Source organism: Microbacterium sp. LCT-H2 (assembly GCF_001866135.1).
In the GTDB taxonomy this organism is placed as follows: domain Bacteria; phylum Actinomycetota; class Actinomycetes; order Actinomycetales; family Microbacteriaceae; genus Microbacterium.
This window is the reverse complement of record NZ_MODW01000001.1, coordinates 499,947-516,798: the sequence shown is the minus strand read 5'-3', so window position 1 is coordinate 516,798 and position 16,852 is coordinate 499,947. Positions and strand designations below refer to the sequence as shown.

Annotated in this window: 10 protein-coding genes; 9 read left to right on the top strand and 1 reads right to left on the bottom strand. The window is 70.2% G+C overall.

Features of this window, described 5'->3' with window-relative positions:
* Positions 1–4: 4 nt before the first annotated feature.
* Positions 5–1,999 carry a glycosyltransferase gene (locus BK819_RS16955; RefSeq protein WP_256209348.1) on the bottom strand — a complete coding sequence of 665 codons (1,995 nt, stop codon included), beginning with the start codon at positions 1,997–1,999 and terminating at the stop codon, positions 5–7.
* Between the two features lie 187 nt (positions 2,000–2,186).
* Here BK819_RS16955 and BK819_RS02465 point away from each other — a divergent pair, with 187 nt between their 5' ends.
* The 9 genes from BK819_RS02465 (at position 2,187) to BK819_RS02425 (ending at position 16,852) form a co-directional block, all read left to right on the top strand.
* Positions 2,187–3,140 carry a glycosyltransferase family 2 protein gene (locus BK819_RS02465; protein WP_256209347.1) on the top strand — a complete coding sequence of 318 codons (954 nt, stop codon included), beginning with the start codon at positions 2,187–2,189 and terminating at the stop codon, positions 3,138–3,140.
* Complete coding sequence (locus tag BK819_RS02460) at positions 3,131–3,850, top strand: CDP-alcohol phosphatidyltransferase family protein (RefSeq protein WP_071327708.1); 720 nt, start codon at positions 3,131–3,133, stop codon at positions 3,848–3,850. The genes BK819_RS02465 and BK819_RS02460 overlap by 10 nt, the downstream gene beginning before the upstream one ends.
* Entirely contained in the window at positions 3,847–4,464 is a 618-nt protein-coding gene (locus BK819_RS02455; protein ID WP_071327707.1) for a hypothetical protein, read from the top strand. The genes BK819_RS02460 and BK819_RS02455 overlap by 4 nt, the downstream gene beginning before the upstream one ends.
* Positions 4,465–4,661: 197 nt before the next feature.
* Positions 4,662–5,195, top strand: a complete 534-nt coding sequence (locus tag BK819_RS02450) for a DUF4352 domain-containing protein (protein WP_071327706.1) — start codon at positions 4,662–4,664, stop codon at positions 5,193–5,195.
* Between the two features lie 75 nt (positions 5,196–5,270).
* On the top strand, positions 5,271–9,992 hold the full coding sequence (locus tag BK819_RS17065; RefSeq protein WP_071327705.1) for a PKD domain-containing protein: 4,722 nt from the start codon (positions 5,271–5,273) through the stop codon (positions 9,990–9,992).
* An 11-nt stretch (positions 9,993–10,003) separates the two neighbouring features.
* A complete protein-coding gene (locus tag BK819_RS02440) occupies positions 10,004–11,308 on the top strand; it encodes a hypothetical protein (RefSeq protein WP_071327704.1) in 1,305 nt (434 codons plus the stop codon).
* 55 nt (positions 11,309–11,363) lie between these two features.
* A complete protein-coding gene (locus BK819_RS02435) occupies positions 11,364–12,716 on the top strand; it encodes a polysaccharide biosynthesis tyrosine autokinase (RefSeq protein WP_071327703.1) in 1,353 nt (450 codons plus the stop codon).
* A gap of 184 nt (positions 12,717–12,900) precedes the next feature.
* Positions 12,901–15,531, top strand: coding sequence for a right-handed parallel beta-helix repeat-containing protein (locus BK819_RS02430; RefSeq protein WP_256209346.1), 2,631 nt, complete (start codon positions 12,901–12,903; stop codon positions 15,529–15,531).
* A 10-nt stretch (positions 15,532–15,541) separates the two neighbouring features.
* On the top strand, positions 15,542–16,852 hold the full coding sequence (locus BK819_RS02425; protein WP_071327701.1) for a hypothetical protein: 1,311 nt from the start codon (positions 15,542–15,544) through the stop codon (positions 16,850–16,852).

Genomic DNA, 16,852 nt, shown 5'->3' with positions numbered 1-16,852 from the left:
CGGATCAGTCCCGTCCCCGGCGCTTGACGCGCACGGCGGCTCGGAAGGCGTCGCGGTGCGCGCGACCCGCATCCGCCCACTCGCGACGGGAGAGGTCGGGGGTCCCCGCGAGGGCGGACGCCGCCCGCCAGGACGAGACGAGCGTCTCGGCGTCGAGGTCGTCCCCGTCGTACATGTGCACCCACTCGGTGCCCACCTCGCGGGCGAGGGCCTCGTTCGCCTGGTTCCGCGGCACCAGCACCGGGCGGCCCATCGACAGGGCGGCCAGGACGCTGCCCGAGTTGTGCATGAAGCGGTACGCGAGCACGATCAGCTCGGACGACGTCGCGAGCTCCACGAGCTCTGCGTCACTGAGGAAGTCGAGGTGGAGGTCGACTCCGGGGAGCGCGGCGGTGCGTGCGCGGAGGTCGTCGGCGAGTTCCGGAGTGGACGGACGCCCGCCGATGCGCAGGCTCAGCGCCGGCTCGATCGCGACGGCCTCGCCGTAGGCGTCGATGAACCCGTCGAGGCCCTTGTACCTCCGGATCCCGCCGAACGACCCCAGCCGTCCGTGCACGCGCTCCGCGGACGGGTAGACCGCGTACCAGTCGCGGTAGTGCCCGTGCAGGATGAGACTGTGCGGGGTCCCGGCCGGCAGGGGTGTGGTCTCGTTGATGACGATCCGGTAGTCGGTGTGGCGATCGATGAACCGCAGCAGCCAGAGCCGCGGTGCGTTGTCGTCGGGGAGTTCCAGGTTGTGCACCGTGCGCACCACGGCGATCCGCCGCGACAACCGGTGCCGGAAGGCGAGCGCGGTCGTGAGCGCGAACTTCCCCGCGGACTTCCACCAGGTGGATCCGTGGAGCTTCGCCTCCGGCCAGTGCCAGTGGAAGGCGTCGTAACGGCCGAAGAGCGCGGTCTTCCAGGAGAATCGGAGGTGTTCCAGGCCTTCCGTCGTCCCGAGAGCCTCGTCGAGCATCTTGTTGTACGGATTCGTCGTGGGGCGCGGCGCGCCCAGGGACTGCATCACGCGGATGCTCGACGCGGATTCGGTCATCGTGTTGTCCTCCGAAGGGCGACGGTACTCGTCGTAGCGGCGGCCGAAGGCGGCCGCGATGGTGCCGCGACCGCGATGGATCAGGCGGGTGCCGCGGGCGTGATGGGTGATGTTCGAGGTGACGGCGCCGAGGGCCCGGCGCGCCGCACCGACGACGATCCGGGCGATGCCGCCGAGGACGGCGCGCACGCGGAGCACCCCGCGGCGCATCCTCCCGTGCGTGAGCTTCACCGCGATGCGGGTGCCGGCGTTCGCCGAGCTGAACGCCCGCTGGGCCGCCCACGCTCGGGTGAGTCGGGCGGCGACGACGAGGTCTTCCGTCTCGGACTCGTTGCACCAGACGATGCGGCCGCCGCGATCGACGAGTTCGCGGGTGAAGAGCGTGTCCTCGCCGCCGCCGAGCCCGAGAGACGGGTCGAATCGCACACCGAAGCGACGCACCGCGCGGAGATCGAGAAGGAGGTTCCCCGCGGCGGCGACCGGGAGCACGGTGCCGGTCGGACGCTGTGGACGGCGGAACGTTCCCGAGGCGAGCAGCCACGGATCGACGTCGTCGTCGAACACGGAGATGACGCGGCCCATGACGGCGTCGGCGTCGAAGGCGCGCCACGTCGCGATCAGCTCCGCGAGCCAGCCGGGGCGCGGAACCTCGTCGTCATCGATGAAAGCCAGCAGATCGCGGTCGGCGCACTCGTCGAGCAGCCGGTTCCGGGCCGCGACGATGCCCGGCGTCGGCTCGACGACGTAGCGGACGGGCAGGGCGGCGCTCGCGGCCACCTCGCGCGCGGAGCCGGCGTCGTCGTTGTCGACGACCAGCACCTCCACGTCCACGCCGAGATGCGTGCACTCCGCGATCCGGTCGGGGAGTGCACGCAGCAGCGCCGCCAGCAGCTCCGGCCGTCGGTAGGTGGGCACGCCGATCGTCACGGCGATCGCGTCGCCCGTCCCCGGTCCCCTCGTCATCCGCCTCATCCCCATGGCAGTCGTGCGCCTGTGTCCCCGCGCCGGCTCATCGTACCGTGAACGGCGGGTGCGCCGAGCCGCCTCTGGCGTATAGTCGGTGTCCTGGGAGTCGACGCCGGTCGCGACTCTGGGGAATTCGACCGGCGACCCGAGCGGACCGTGAGGGCGGATCCGGGGGGAGGATCGCGTGTCAATCGTGCACGGACGGCTGGCCGTCGTCGTCGTGAACTACGCCTCGGCGCGGCTGCTCGAGCGCAACCTGGTGCTCGTGGAGCGCGAGGCCCGAGCCGTCGACGAGGAGACGCTGATCGTCGTCGTCGACAACTGGGCGGGTACCGCGGAGCGCGAGGCCGCCGTCGCCGTCGCACAGGCGCATGGATGGACCCTCCTCACCCCCGAGACGAACAGCGGATTCGGCGGCGGCGTCAACATCGGGGTCGCCCGAGCGCTCGCCGACGGTGCGACCGACGTCCTCGTGATCAACCCGGACGCCCATATCGACCGTGCATCGCTCGCGCGCCTGGCCGCGGTCACCGCGGCCTCGCGCACGACCCTCGCCTCGCCGGTGATCACCGACTCCGACGGACGCACGTGGTTCGCCGGCGTCGACCTCCTGCTCGAGGACGGCACGATGCGCGCGCGCCGCAAACGCCGGGCGGACGACGTGCGCCCGTATGAGGCGTGGCTGAGCGGTGCCTGCCTGTGGATCACCCGCGAGGTGTGGGCGCTGTCGGGAGGCTTCGACGACGAGTACTTCCTCTACTGGGAGGACGTCGACTTCTCCCGCCGCGTGGTCTCGGCCGGAGGCACGCTCCTCCTCGTCGAGGACGCGACGGCCGTGCACGACGAAGGCGGCACGCAACGCGCCGAGCCCCAGCTCGCGAGGGCGAAGTCGGAGGGCTACTACTTCTACAACATCCGCAACCGGATGCTGTACGCGGTCCGGCACCTCGACGACGAGACCGTGCATCGCTGGCGCCGGTCGATACCCCGTACCGCCCGCGAGGTGATCCTCCGCGGCGGCCGCCGACAGCTGCTGCACTCCGCCGCTCCGCTCCGCGCCTACGTCCGCGGGGTGCGCGAGGCCCGGCGGATCTCGCGACTCTCCGGCACGGACTCGAAGGGAACGACATGGTCGTAGACGCCTACCGACAGCTCGCACGGGCGCAGAAGGGGCACGCGCGTGGTGCACCGGCCTACTCGGTCTACGTGAACCGCCGGCTCGGACGCGTACTCGCCGCGGTGGCGTTCCGGCTCGGTCTCACGCCGAACCAGGTGTCGATCATCAGCGCCGTCCATTCGTTTGCGGCGATCGGTCTCATCGCCTTCGCCCCGGTCACCGTGCCGTTCGGGCTGCTCATCGCGCTCCTCCTCGTCCTCGGCTACGCGTGGGACTCCGCGGACGGTCAGGTCGCCCGGCTCCGCGGCGGGGGGAGCCCGCAGGGCGAGTGGCTGGACCACTTCATCGACACGCTCAAGATCGCGTCGCTGCATCTGGCGGTGCTGATCGGCCTGTACCGGGTCCTCCCGGAGACGCCGTCGCTGCTGCTGATCCCCATCGTGTTCAGCATCGTCGCCACGACCACGTTCTCGGGCATGCTTCTGAACGACCTCCTCAAGGGCAAGCACGCCGTCGCGTCCACGCACGAGCGCGGCGGAGGCACCCTCCGGCGCTCGCTCGTGCTGCTGCCGACCGACTTCGGGCTGGTCTGCCTCGTCTTCGTGCTCTGGGGCTGGACGCCGGTGTTCCTCGTCGCCTACACCGCGCTCTGTGCCGCTGCGGTCCTGTTCCTCGCGCTCGCCGCGGTGAAGTGGTTCCGCGAGATCGGAAGGCTCGGTGACGCGGCATGACCGGCGGCTCGATCCTCATCGTGTGCGCGGCCAACGTCTGCCGCTCCCCCTTGGCCGAGCTGGCGCTGCGGCGCGGGCTGGGGGAGGGGTCCGCGTTCTCGGTGCGCAGCGCCGGCGTGCGCGCCCACGACGGCGACCCGATCTGCGCCGATGTCGCCGCGCGGCACACCGACGAGGGCTGGCAGGCGCAGTCGCGGGCGCATCGAGCCCAGGAGGTCACGCCGGAGATGCTCGCCGAGGCGGACCTCGTGCTGACCGCCTCGCGCGATGTCCGGGGGGAGCTGGTGCGAGCGGCGCCCGAGCACCGCGACCGGATGTTCACGCTGCGCGAGGCGGCGCACCTCGGGGTCGGCTTCCCATCCGGGGGGTCCGACGTGGTCGCCGACTACCTCGCGTACCTCGATCGGGCGCGGACACGCGCCGTGCCGCTCGGCGGCCCGCCGCGTCGCGGCGGTGCGCTCCGTCGTCTCCTCGACCGGCGCTCCGCCCAGGACCCGGCGTCCATCGCCGATCGGCATGGGAGTCGGGGCCACTCCGACACCATCACCGAGGTCGAGCAGGCCGTCGATGCGATCGCCGGGCAGCTCGGCGGGCACCGCCGACATTCCTCCTGAGCGGAGGGTTGTGGTTTTCGACGGACCGCACTAGCATTAGCCGACGCCGTGTTCTGCACGGCTGGGGGGAAACCGGAGCCGAGGGGGCTCTGGCTGGGGAATCTGGGTTCTGGGGAGCTGCAGTGTTCACTGTTTCAGCATGCCGTTCTGGGGACGGCTCATCTCGCGCACGACGTGCGCTGTTCATCGCGCCCGTCGTGGCGCTCGCGCTCGCCTTCGCCGGGTGCACGGCGGCACCGGACACCGCGGCGTCGCCGGAGCCCGAGGGCACGAGCACGACCGACTGGACGCCGCCGGCCGATCCCGAGGCGCAAGGGCCCACCGAGGCCCCTGCGCTGACCGAGGAGAGCGGCGCGCTGGACGCGGAGATCGCCCTGTCCACCGACATGGTCGTGACCGTCGACGACATCTCGACCACCGAGATCACGCCCGAGACGCCGGGCGAGTATGCCGGCTCCGCCGTGGTGGTGACCGTGAAGGTCGCGAACGAGTCGAAGCGGGCGCAGAGCATCGACTCCGCCGTCGTCAGCCTCGTCACCGACGACGGCGACGTGGGGGTGGCCACCACCGCGGGTCCGAACGAGCCGCTCCACGGGGAACTGGCCGCCGGCGACGACGCCACGGGAACCTACGTCTTCATGCTCGACCCCACGAAGGGCCGCGCCGTGAAGATCAGTGTGAACTATGCCGCCGGTGAGCCGGTGGCGACCTTCGCGGGCGAGCTCTCCTGAGCTGTGGACGCGACGACTTCCGCCGCGTCTCGTGCGTGACACTTTCAAAGAAGAAATCTGGGGCTGGGGAGCAACATGGGTAAGACATCCACTTCGAGGCGGGCGCTGAGCGCACTCGCGTCGGTCGTGACGGCGGCGCTGCTGATCACGGGCATGACCACGCTGGGGGCGACCGGGGCGGCAGCGGCCGATGCGCCGTCGACGCCACCGCCGCTTCTGCAGCGGAACGACGACGTGGTGACGTCGGACCCGATCCCGACCGTGCAGATCGACAACGGGTATGTGTGGGCGCAGACGACGATCGGCTCGACCGTCTACGCGGTGGGCAAGTTCGACAACGCCCGGGCACCTCTCGCCGCACCGGGGACGAGCCTGACCGCCCGTTCCAACGTCCTCGCGTATGACATCAACACGGGTCAGCTGCTCTCCTTCGCACCGCAGGTGAACGGCGTGATCAAGGCCGTGGCCGCTTCGCCGGACGGCAGCCGCATCTACATCGGCGGCTCCTTCAACGCCGTCAACGGACAGACGCGCTGGAACTTCGCCGCGCTGGACGCCGTGACCGGACAGCTCTTGCCCGGCTTCTCGCCCTCGATCGGCGGCAGCGGCGTGTACGCCCTCGCCACCTCGGGCTCGAGCGTCTACGTCGGCGGTCTCTTCACACAGGGCAACGCGACCCCGCGCAAGAACCTCGCGGCCTTCTCCTCGACGAACGGCGCGCTGCTCAGCTGGGCGCCGCAGACGGACCTTCAGGTCGACGCCATGGTGATGGACCCGGCGGGTCAGAACGTCATCGCCGCCGGTCGTTTCTCTCAAGTCAACGGCGACCTGACGATGCGCGGCACCGTCGCGCTCGACAAGACGACCGGTGCCGTGGACAGCGGATGGGCGCTGCCGCAGACGGTGAAGAACGGCTCGAACACCGGGGCGACCTCGGGCAAGGCGGGGATCTTCGGACTCGCGGCCGACGCCGGCGCCGTCTACGGCACCGGGTGGGTGTATGCGGACGCGGCCACGGGCAACCTCGAGGGCACCTTCGCGGCAGAGGCCGGAAGCGGCAAGGTCCGCTGGATCGCGGACTGCCTCGGCGACCACTACGGCGTCTACTCGACCGGCAAGACGGTCTACACGACCAGCCACACCCATGCCTGCAGCACGATGGGCATGCACCCGGAGCAGAACCCGCGTACGCACCGCTACTCGGAGGCGTACACCGCGGACGCCCGCGGTCTGCTGGGCAACCAGCCGGCGGCCGGCGGCACGTACAAGAACTGGGCCGGTACGCCGGCGCCCTCGGCCTACGCCTGGACACCGGACTGGGCTGTCGGCGTGACCACGGGAATGGGGCAGGCCGGTCTCTCCATCACCGGTGCCGGGAACATGATCTCGATCGGCGGTGAGTTCCGCTCCGTGAACAACGGTCGATTCGAGGGGCTCGTGCGCTTCTCCACCAACCCGCCCGGCGGCGCGAAGGACGGCCCTCGGCTGTCGGGTGCCAACTGGACCGGCACGGCGCAGTCGTTCATCCCCGGGCGTGCGCGGATCTCGATCCCCGCGAACTGGGATCGTGACGACCTCACCCTGACCTACGAGCTGCGCCGGACGGGGACCACCGCACCGGTGGCCACCGCCACCGCCCGCGGCACCTGGTGGGACCGCCCCTCGGTGAACCTCGAGGACAAGACCGCAGCTCCCGGGTCGACGCAGGAGTACACCGTCGTCGCGAAGGACAGTGCGGGCAACTCCGTCTCCAGCCAGGCGATGAGCGTGACCATCGCGGCCGGTGCGGTGTCGAACTACGTCAACGCCGTCACGGCGGACGGCCCGCAGCTCTACTACCCGCTCGGCACCGTCGCGCAGGACTGGGCCGGATCCAACACCCCCGTGTTCGGCACGGGAGTGACCGCATCGACGTCCGGTGTGGAGAACACCGCGACCGGCGCCTCGACCTTCACCGGGACGAACACGGGCCGTGTGGCCTCCGGAAGCAAGATCGCCGCGCCTTCCGAGTTCTCGACCGAACTGTGGTTCAAGACCAACACCACCAGCGGTGGCAAGTTGCTGGGCTACGGCGCCGCGGCGTCGGGTGAGTCGACCAGCTACGACCGTCACATCTACATGACCAACAACGGCCGCCTCGTCTTCGGTACCTACAACGGCAGCACGCAGACGGTGCAGAACGGCGCGGCGCTCAACGACAACCAGTGGCACCATGCCGTCGCGACGCAGAGTGCGGACGGGATGAAGCTCTACGTCGACGGCCAGCTCGTTTCGTCGCTCGCCGGGGCCACGACCGCGGAGAACTACACGGGATATTGGCGTATCGGCGGGGACAACCTCGCCGGATGGCCGTCCGAGCCCAGTTCCAAGTACTTCAAGGGATCCCTGGACGAGGTCGCGGTCTACCCGTTCGCGCTCACCCCGACGCAGGTGAAGACGCACTACGGCATCGGCAAGGGCTTCCAGGCACCCACCGCGGCCTTCTCCGCCACCCCGACCGACCTCGCCGTCGCGTTCGACGCGGAGGCCTCGGCGCCCGCGGGGTCGGCGACGATCGCCGGCTACAAGTGGGACTTCGGCGACGACTCGGCCACGGCGACCGGCAAGACGACGAGCCACACGTACGAGAAGTCCGGCACCTACACGGTGACGCTGACGGTGACGGACAGCAACGGGCTCGCCAGCACGGCGGAGAAGCAGGTCGTGGTGCAGGCGCCGAACATCCTCCCGACGGCTGCCTTCGAGACGACCGCGAACGGCCTGACGGTCTCGGCCGACGCGTCCGCCTCGGCGGACTCGGACGGCTCTCTCGCCTCCTATGCCTGGAACTGGGGGGACGGCACGACGTCGACCGGGCAGGTGGCCACCCACGTGTACGCCACGGCCGGCACCCGCACGGTGACTCTGACCGTCACCGACGATCGCGGCGGCAGCGCCTCCACCACTCGACAGGTGACGACCACGCATGCCGACCCGGTGGCTGCCTTCACGGCGACAGCCTCGGGGCTGAACGTCGACGTCTCCGCCGCGGGTTCGAGCGCGTCCGACGGCGCGACTCTGACCTACTCGTGGAACTGGGGCGACGGATCCCCCGCGGGCTCCGGAGCCTCCGCCGGCCACACCTACGCGAGCGCCGGGGCGCGCGAGATCACCCTGACGGTGACCGACAGCCTCGGGTCGACGGCGACGGCCACCAAGACGGTGACGCTGACCGCTCAGGTGTTCGCGGCATCCGATGCCTTCGGCCGTGTCGTCTCGAGCGGCTGGGGTGCTGCCGACAAGGGTGGCACCTGGGCGCCGGTGAGCGGCTCCGCCGCGGTGCTCTCCGTCGGCGACGGCGTGGGCAAGGTGAACCTGACGCCGGGTGAGACGAGGGAGATGCTGCTGCAGGGCACGTCGGTCCTCGACTCCTCCGCGCGCATCAGCTACACCCTCGCCTCCGGTCCTTCCACCGGGGTGGCGTACGAAGGACTGGGCGCTCGCCGTTCCGGGTCCGCCGGCTACCGGGCCCTCGCCTGGCACCGGGCCGACGGCACGACCTGGCTCGTGATCCACCGCAACGGCACCGCGATCGCCAGCACCGCCGTCTCCGGGCTCACCTGGAGCGCGGGCAGCTCGTTCACGCTTCTCATGGAGACGACCGGGTCGTCCACGACGACCATCCGCGCCAAGCTGTGGGCGTCGGGGTCGGCAGAGCCCGCGAACTGGCAGCTCACCACGACGGATGCGACTCCGGCCCTCCAGGTCGCCGGCGCCCCGACCGTGTTCTCTTACCGCGCGGGCAGCGCCACGGGCACCAACCTCGCCAGCTTCGACGACTTCACGCTGAAGAACCTCGGCACGCCGGCCCCGGAGCCCGAGCCGCAGCCCGAACCGGAGCCCGCGAATGTCGCTCCGGTGGCTGCCTTCACCGCGACCGCGACGAACCTCACGGTCGCCGTGGACGGCAGCGCCTCGACCGACTCCGACGGCACCATCGCCTCGTACGCATGGAACTTCGGCGACGGGACGACCGGGACGGGTGCGACGAGCAGCCGCACCTACACCGCGGCGGGGACCTACACCGTCACCCTCACGGTGAAGGACGACAAGGGGGCCACGCACACCACCAGCAAGCCGGTGACCGTGACGGCGCCTCCCGTCGAGCCCGAGCCCGAGCCGCAGCCCGAGCCGCAGCCGGCTCCGGTGGCCGACGACGGCTTCGACCGTACTGCGGGACCCGGCTGGGGCACCGCCACGGTCGGCGGGGCGTGGACGATCGCGGGCGGTTCGCAGGCGGCGGCGACGGTGGCCGACGGTCAGGCGAAGCTGAACCTCATCGCCGGGGACACCCGCCACGCGACGCTCAACACGACGTCGGCCGCCGACACGGTGCTCGAGACACAGTTCCGGGTCGACCAGGCCCCTGCGGCGGGCGGCGCCTACATCGGCGTGATCGCGCGGCAGTCGGCGGCCGGAAAGTACTTCGTCCGCGCCTGGCTGCGTCCCGACGGCACGGTCTGGCTCGTCGTGCACCGCGAAGGGACCGTCCTGCGCACGCAGGCTGTACCCGGGCTGGTCTGGGCGGCGAACACCTCGTACAACCTCGAGGTGTCCGTGACCGGGACGACGTCGGCGACGCTGTCCGCCAAGTTCTGGCCGACGGACACCACGAAGCCGGCAGCCTGGCAGATCACCACGACCGACGCGGCGCCCCTGGGTGCCGGCGCGGTGGGTCTGAGCGGCAACCGCTCCGGCAGCGCGACCGCGCCGCTGGGCGTGTCGTTCGATTCGTTCCGCGTCACCGCACCGCAGTAAGATCCTGACGCATGGCCACTGCTGTCCCGATCGCGCTCCTCGCCTTCGGCGGAATCGCGGCAGTGGCCATCGTCGTGTTCGCCCTCCGGCTGCTTCCGCGCGTCGCCTTCGCGGTGTGGGCCGTCGTGCTGTTCTTCGTACCGCTCTGGGTGGGTGTCAACCTCGGGTTCTACTGGGCGGGGATCACCCTGCTCACCGTCCTGCTGATCATCGTGAACTGGTCGGTCGTGCCGCTGCGCGCCGCCGACGCCTGGGTCGCGGCGTTCGTCCTCGTCGTGGTCGGCCTGTACGGGTTCGGCACTGTCGACCTCGCCTCCCTCGTCGCATCGCTCCTGGAGTGGGTGATCCCGTACATCTGGGGGCGCGTGGTGCTTGCGCGCGTGACGACCGACTGGATCACGTCGACGATCGCGGTCGTGGCCATCGTGGCAGCGGCGCTTGCGGTGGTGGAGTTCCTCACGTCCTTCAACCCCTTCGTCCTCATCCCCGGGTCGGGTGTGGTGTACGAGACGTGGAGTCCGCTCCAGGAGCGCGGTGGGGTGCTGCGTGCGGAAGGGGCGTGGGGGCATTCGATCGCGCTCGGCGCGGCATTGGCGATGTCCTCCGCGTTCGTCGTGGCGACCAGGTGGCGGCTGTTCCCGAAGATCACCGGCATCGTGCTCATCGCCACCGCCACGGTCTTCACCTTCAGTCGTGCCGGCCTGCTCACCCTGGTGCTCACCCTGGTCCTGTCCACCTTCCTCATCGTCGGCGTCTCGACACGCTTCCGGGTGACGGTGGCGGTGGCCGGAGTGATCGGTGCCGCGATCGTCATCCCCGTCATCGATTCCGTGTTCGGTGCGGCGGGGGAGGAAGCCGGGGGCAGCGCCGACTACCGCACCGACCTCCTGGTCCTCCTGGAGCAGGTGCAGCTGTTCGGCAACCCCGGCGACTGGCATTCCCTCGTCTCCGGCGACTACTACCTGGGGTACTTCGCGCGCTCGGTGGACAACGCCCTCGTGCTCACGCTGCTCCGGTACGGCTACGTGCCGACGCTGCTCATCATGGCGGCCCTCGTCTGCGCGGCGCTCCTGGCCGTGCGGCGGTCGACGCGGAGTCCTGCCGCCCTCGCTGTCGTCGGACAGCTTCCGAGCCTGGTCGTCGTCGCCCTCATCACGCAGTACAGCATGTTCCTGTGGTTCTGTGTGGGGCTCGCGGTGACCTGGGCGCGAGACGCAGGGACACGATCCACCGCGGCCGATACGGCATTCCTGCGCGATCTGGACACGTCGGCACCGCCGCCGACCCCAGCCGCTCCACAGGTGCGGCAAACGTGAGGGAGACGTGCAGATGGCTCCTCTAGAATCGAGACCTCAGGGGGAATGGGGAGTCATGGCCGAGAGCCGGGTCAGCCTGCGTGTCATCGCGGGCTCACTGCGTAAGTTCTGGTGGTTGATCGTGCTGTGCGGCGTCGTGGGCGCCGCAGGGTCATACGGATACGCGTCGCTGCAGACGCCGTTGTTCCAGGCGACCACCTCGCTCTACTTCGCGCTCAACCAGGGCACGAGCGCCTCGGATCTCAACCAGGGGTCCGTGTACACCCAGAGCCAGATGCTCTCCTTCGCCCAGCTGGCGACGAGCTCGCGGGTGCTCGACCCGGTGATCGAGGAGCTCGGTCTCGACACGACACCCCGCGCGCTCGCCAGAGACATCGAGGTCACCATCCCGCAGAGCACGGTCACCCTGCGCGTCACCGGCATCACCGACGACCCGGAATCCGCCGCCGATCTCGCGAACGCGGTCGCCGAACAGCTCATCACGGTCGTCAAAGACGTCGCCCCGAAGGACCCGCAGGGCGAGTCCACGATCACGGCCGAGGTCATCGACGACGCCGTGGTCCCGGAGTTCCAGTTCACCCCGAGCAAGCCGAGGGATGCAGCGCTCGGCGGGTTCCTCGGTGGCGTGCTGGGCCTCGCGGCCGCTGTGCTCATCGGAGTGCTGGACACGCGGGTCCGCAACGAGGAGGCGCTGACGCAGGCCGGGGGAGATCCCGTGCTCGGCGTCGTCTCCAAGTCGCCGTTGCTGGAGGCGCGGGGAATCGCCGTCTCCCAGGAGCCGCTCGGCCACACGTCCGAGGAGTTCCGGCGCATCCGGTCGGCGCTCGCGTATGCGAACGTCTCGTCCCGGGTGAAGGTGCTGCTGGTGACCTCCGGCATGCCTGCCGAGGGCAAGTCGACCGTGTCGGTCAACCTCGCGATGACCCTTGCGGCGCTCCGCAACTCCGTCCTCCTGATCGACGCAGACATGCGGCGTCCGCGCGCCCACGAGCACGCCGGTATCGACGGTTCGGTCGGACTCACCAGCGTGCTGCTCGACGAGGTCGAGTTCGAGGTGGCGAAGCATCGTGTCGCGGACACCACGCTCGACATCCTCCCGGCCGGTACCATCCCGCCGAACCCTGCCGAGCTGCTCACGTCGGCTCGCATGGCGCAGCTTCTCGACTTCGCGGCCGCGGACTACGACTACGTCGTGATCGACTCGCCCCCGACGCTCAGCGTCGCGGACGCCAATCTCCTGGCCACCCAGACGGACGGCGTGATCCTCGTCGTCGACGCCACGAAGACGAGGCGCGCAGCGTTGGAGAAGAGCATCAAGTCGCTGGAATCGGGCGGCGCACGCATCCTCGGCACGGTCCTCAACCGCGCACGTCCCGATCGTCACCGCAGCGAGTACTACAGCGAGTGACGCACCCGCGGTCCGCCGTGCGCGGGCACGCAGCATATCGGTGGAGGGGCTCGAAACGTTTGCCATCGCCTGGAGAGGCGGTTATTCTTCATGGGTTGCGAGGGGGCTCGCTCTTTGTCGCCGGGGTTGAAACTGCGGCGAAGCGTGGGTTGATCGTGCAGTCTGCCCCAGAAACGGTGACATCGTGTCCTTTCCGTTCCCTGTTCGTCTCTCGTCTGACGCCGCGCCCGCCGCGCCGCGTCCTCGCCATCGCCTGCTCGCTGGCGTCCTCGGCATCGCCGTCGCGCTCTCCGGAGCGCTGGTCGCCGCACCGGCGTCCGCGGCGGTCGCCGCCTCACCGTCCGTCCGGCCGGCAGCCACGTCCGCGGCGCCTCTGCTCTCGGACGACATGAACCGTACCGTCGCCTCCGGCTGGGGCGCGGCTCCCGTCGGCGCGTGGCGCGTGGTCGAGGGCACGTCGAGCGTCACGAACGGGCGGGGGATGCTCGCCAGCCGGAAGCCCGGGATCACGGCGCGGGCGACCGTGGCCGGGGTGACTGCGGCGGACGTGTCCAGCCGCTACACGGTGACCGTCCCCGCCCTCCCCGTCGGTGGCCCTCTCTACCTCGCCCAAGCCGTCCGCATCGTGGGCAAGGACTCGTATGGCGTGCGGCTGCGGGTGCACCCCGACGGCTCCGCCTACGTCTCCGTCGTCCGGATGACCGATCTCACGACGGTGCAGAATCTGAGTGAGCGGCGACTCCCGTTCGCCGTGACGAAGGGCATGTCGTTGCGCGTCGCCCTCGATGTGACCGGGACCAGCCCGGTGATGCTCGCGGCCAAGGCCTGGGTGGCAGGGGGCGCCGAGCCCTCCGCGTGGCAGGTGACACACGCCGATTCCTCGGCGGCCCGGATCACCGCCGCGGGGGGTTACGGCTTCGCGCTGTACACCTCGTCCGGGGCGAAGGCAGCCGCTCCGCTGGCGCTCGACGACATCCTGGTCACCGCGCCGACGCCGACGCCGACTCCGACTCCTGCGCCGACTCCGACTCCTGCGCCGACGCCGACCCCTGCGCCCGCACCGAACCCGGCTCCGGCTCCGCCGGCGAACCCGACGAACCCGGTCACGCCCGCCCCGCCGGCGACTCCGGCCGGCGTCCGCGGAAAGCCAGGTGCTGCTGCCCCCGGCACGCTGTCGTACCCGGCTCCCGCGACCGCGATCTACGCGGCGCCGGGCGGATCCGACGCCGCCGCCGGTACGCAGAAGGCGCCGGTGCGCACGATCGCGGCAGCGCTGCGGCTCGTGCCGAACGGAGGCACCATCGTGCTCCGGGGCGGGACCTACCACGAAGAGGTCATCGTGCCGCCGCAGAAACGGGTCACGATCCAGCCGGCTCCGAACGAGGCGGTCTGGATGGACGGGGCGAAGGCCGTCACCGGCTGGAAGGCCACAGGGAACACCTGGACGGTGGACGGGTGGGGGACGGCGCTCGACTCGAGCCCCACCTACACGAAGGGCGCGCCTGACAATGCCCAGGCGGAGTGGCGCTTCGTCGATCCCGCGTACCCCATGGCCGCGCATCCGGACCAGGTGTGGGTCGCGGGCGTGCAGCTGCGGGAGGTCGGTTCCGCCGCACAGGTGGTCGCCGGGACGTTCTTCGTCGACGACAAGGCGAAGCGGCTCGTGATCGGCACGGATCCCACCGGCAAGTCCGTGGAGGCGAGCGTCCTCACGCAGGCCCTCTCGATCCGCTCCGCCGGATCCGAGGTGCGTGGCATCGGCGTGCGGCGATATGCCACCAGCGTGCCCCAGATGGGGACGGTCATCGCCGCGGCGAGCGACATCACGCTGGCCGACGTGACCATCCGGGACAACTCGACGACCGGCTTCTACTCCTGGGCGCCCCGGACGACGCTGACGCGGGTCTCGTTGATCGGCAACGGGCTTCTCGGCGGTGGGGCCAGCCAGGCCGACGGCTTGAAGGTGAAGCAGATGCTCTCCGTCGGCAACAACGCCGAGCGCTTCAACCACTCCCCGGTATCCGGGGCGTTCAAGGTCACCCGGACGCGGGGTGTGACCGTCTCCGACAGCGCCTTCACCGGGAACGCCGGGCGTGGTCCCTGGTTCGACGAGTCGGTGATCGACATCGTCTTCACGGGCAACGACGTGATCGGCAACACCGGCCACGGCGTCATGGTCGAACTCTCCGAGCGGGCGGTCGTCGCGGACAACATCATCGCGCGCAACGGCGATTTCGGACTGTTCGTCCTGAACTCCGGAAACGTGAAGATCTGGAATAACACCTTCGTGGGCAATGCCAACCGGAACATCAGCATCGGTCAGGACGCTCGCCGAGCCTCCGACCCGAACGCGGCCGGCCATGATCCACGCACGCGGTACGCGCCGCTGGCGCCGTGGATCGTGCGCAACACCGTGATGTCGAACAACGTCATGGCGGAGAGCGCCGGCAACTGCCTGGTCTGCGTGCAGGACTACTCGACCACCTTCACGGGTGCGCAGATGATGTCGAGCGTGAACGGCAACCTCTATCACCGCACCGCCCCGGGCACTCCCCGATGGTTCTCGGCGTGGTCGAAGGGATCCGTCTCGCGGGATCCGGCGGTGGCCGACACCCTCGTGGCCTTCACGGCGGCGACGGGCCAGGACCGCCGCTCGCAGTTCGTACAGGGAGCCTCCGTGGTGTCCGCGACATACGCACTGGTCCCCGCGCAGGCGCAGCGGCAGGCCGCAGTGGCAGTGCCGGTCCCGGCGGATATCGCCTCGGTATCGCGACTCCCCGGCAACAGCGCGACGCTGGGAGCCCTGCCGCGGTGACGATCTAGGTATGGGTTCTCTTCTCGCTGTCGGCGCCCGCGCGCTGACGATGGTCATCGCGCTGGTGTGCGGCGTTCTCACGACACGGATGATCATCGGGGACGCGGGCGTCGGCAGCTTCGCCCTCTACACGCTGCTCACCACGATCCCGTCGCTGCTGACCTTCACCGACCTGGGCAGCGGCGCCGTGCTCGTGAACGCCGTGGCCACGAGCGACGACGTCCGGACGGACGAGAAGCTGCGCTACCAGCTGACCTCCGTCGGTCGGGTGCTGCTGCTGTTCGCCGCCTCCGCGATGGCGATCAACACCGTGCTCCTCGCCACCGGAGCCTGGGAGCTCATCTTCGGCGACGCCGGGCAGCAGCCGGGGGCGTCGCTCGCGGCGTTCTTCTGCGTGACCATCTTCTGCCTCGGGATCCCGCTCGGGATCTGGGCGCGGATCATGCTCGGGCAGCGGAAGAACCACATCGTGATCCTGCTGCAGGGTCTCATCTCGCCCCTCACTCTCGCCGGCGTCTGGCTGCTCCTCACGTTCGGCGGCGACGACCTCCACTCCTATGCGGCGATGGCGTCCTTCGCGGCGTCTCTCATCGTCTCGATCCTGGGCGTGCTCATCACCGCACGCACCACCTCTCCGCTGATCCCCGAGGCCGCACGCATGGTGCTGCGGCCGCGACGGTTCCCCGGCGTCCGGGTCATGGACGTCGGCTGGCCGATGTTGGCGCAGATGGTGACCTATCCCATCGCGGTGGGGTCGCAGCGGTATGTGATCGCTCAGCTCGGCGGCCCGACCGACGTCGCGGAGTACGGGGTGGCCGGCCAGGTCTTCTTCGCGCTCAACGGTCTCGTGATGGCCGGCGGACTCGCCCTCTGGCCGCACTTCGCGCGGATGCGGCACCAGGGCGACCTGCGCCGCGGGCCATTCCTGCTGTCCGCGCTGTTCGCCACGGCGGTCGCCCTCGCGACCGTCGTGGTGTGGCTCGTCGGTCCGTGGCTGTTCGGATTCATCACCCAGGGGGAGCTGGAGGTGCGGCCGACCACGATCTTCGCGTTCGGGCTCATGATCATGCTCACCGCGGCCGTGTACCCGCTGGGGATGTTCATCATGGACAAGCCCGGGATCCGTTTCCAAGTGATCCCGACGCTCAGCATGGCCGCGGTCGGCATCATCCTCGCGTTCGTGCTCACGCCGATCCTCGGCATCGTCGGACCGCTGATCGGGGTCGCGTTCGCGCTGCTGGTCTGCCAGCTGATCCCGTTCTCGATCTACATCGTGCGCAACCGGGCGCGGCTGACCGCCGACACCCCCGCATCGGTGTGA

Coding starts and splice junctions, on each gene's coding strand:
- BK819_RS16955 (WP_256209348.1), bottom strand. CDS start 1,999: ATGACGAGGGGACCGGGGACGGGCGACGCGATCGCCGTGACGATCGGC.
- BK819_RS02460 (WP_071327708.1), top strand. CDS start 3,131: ATGGTCGTAGACGCCTACCGACAGCTCGCACGGGCGCAGAAGGGGCAC.
- BK819_RS02455 (WP_071327707.1), top strand. CDS start 3,847: ATGACCGGCGGCTCGATCCTCATCGTGTGCGCGGCCAACGTCTGCCGC.
- BK819_RS17065 (WP_071327705.1), top strand. CDS start 5,271: ATGGGTAAGACATCCACTTCGAGGCGGGCGCTGAGCGCACTCGCGTCG.
- BK819_RS02440 (WP_071327704.1), top strand. CDS start 10,004: ATGGCCACTGCTGTCCCGATCGCGCTCCTCGCCTTCGGCGGAATCGCG.
- BK819_RS02435 (WP_071327703.1), top strand. CDS start 11,364: ATGGCCGAGAGCCGGGTCAGCCTGCGTGTCATCGCGGGCTCACTGCGT.
- BK819_RS02425 (WP_071327701.1), top strand. CDS start 15,542: ATGGGTTCTCTTCTCGCTGTCGGCGCCCGCGCGCTGACGATGGTCATC.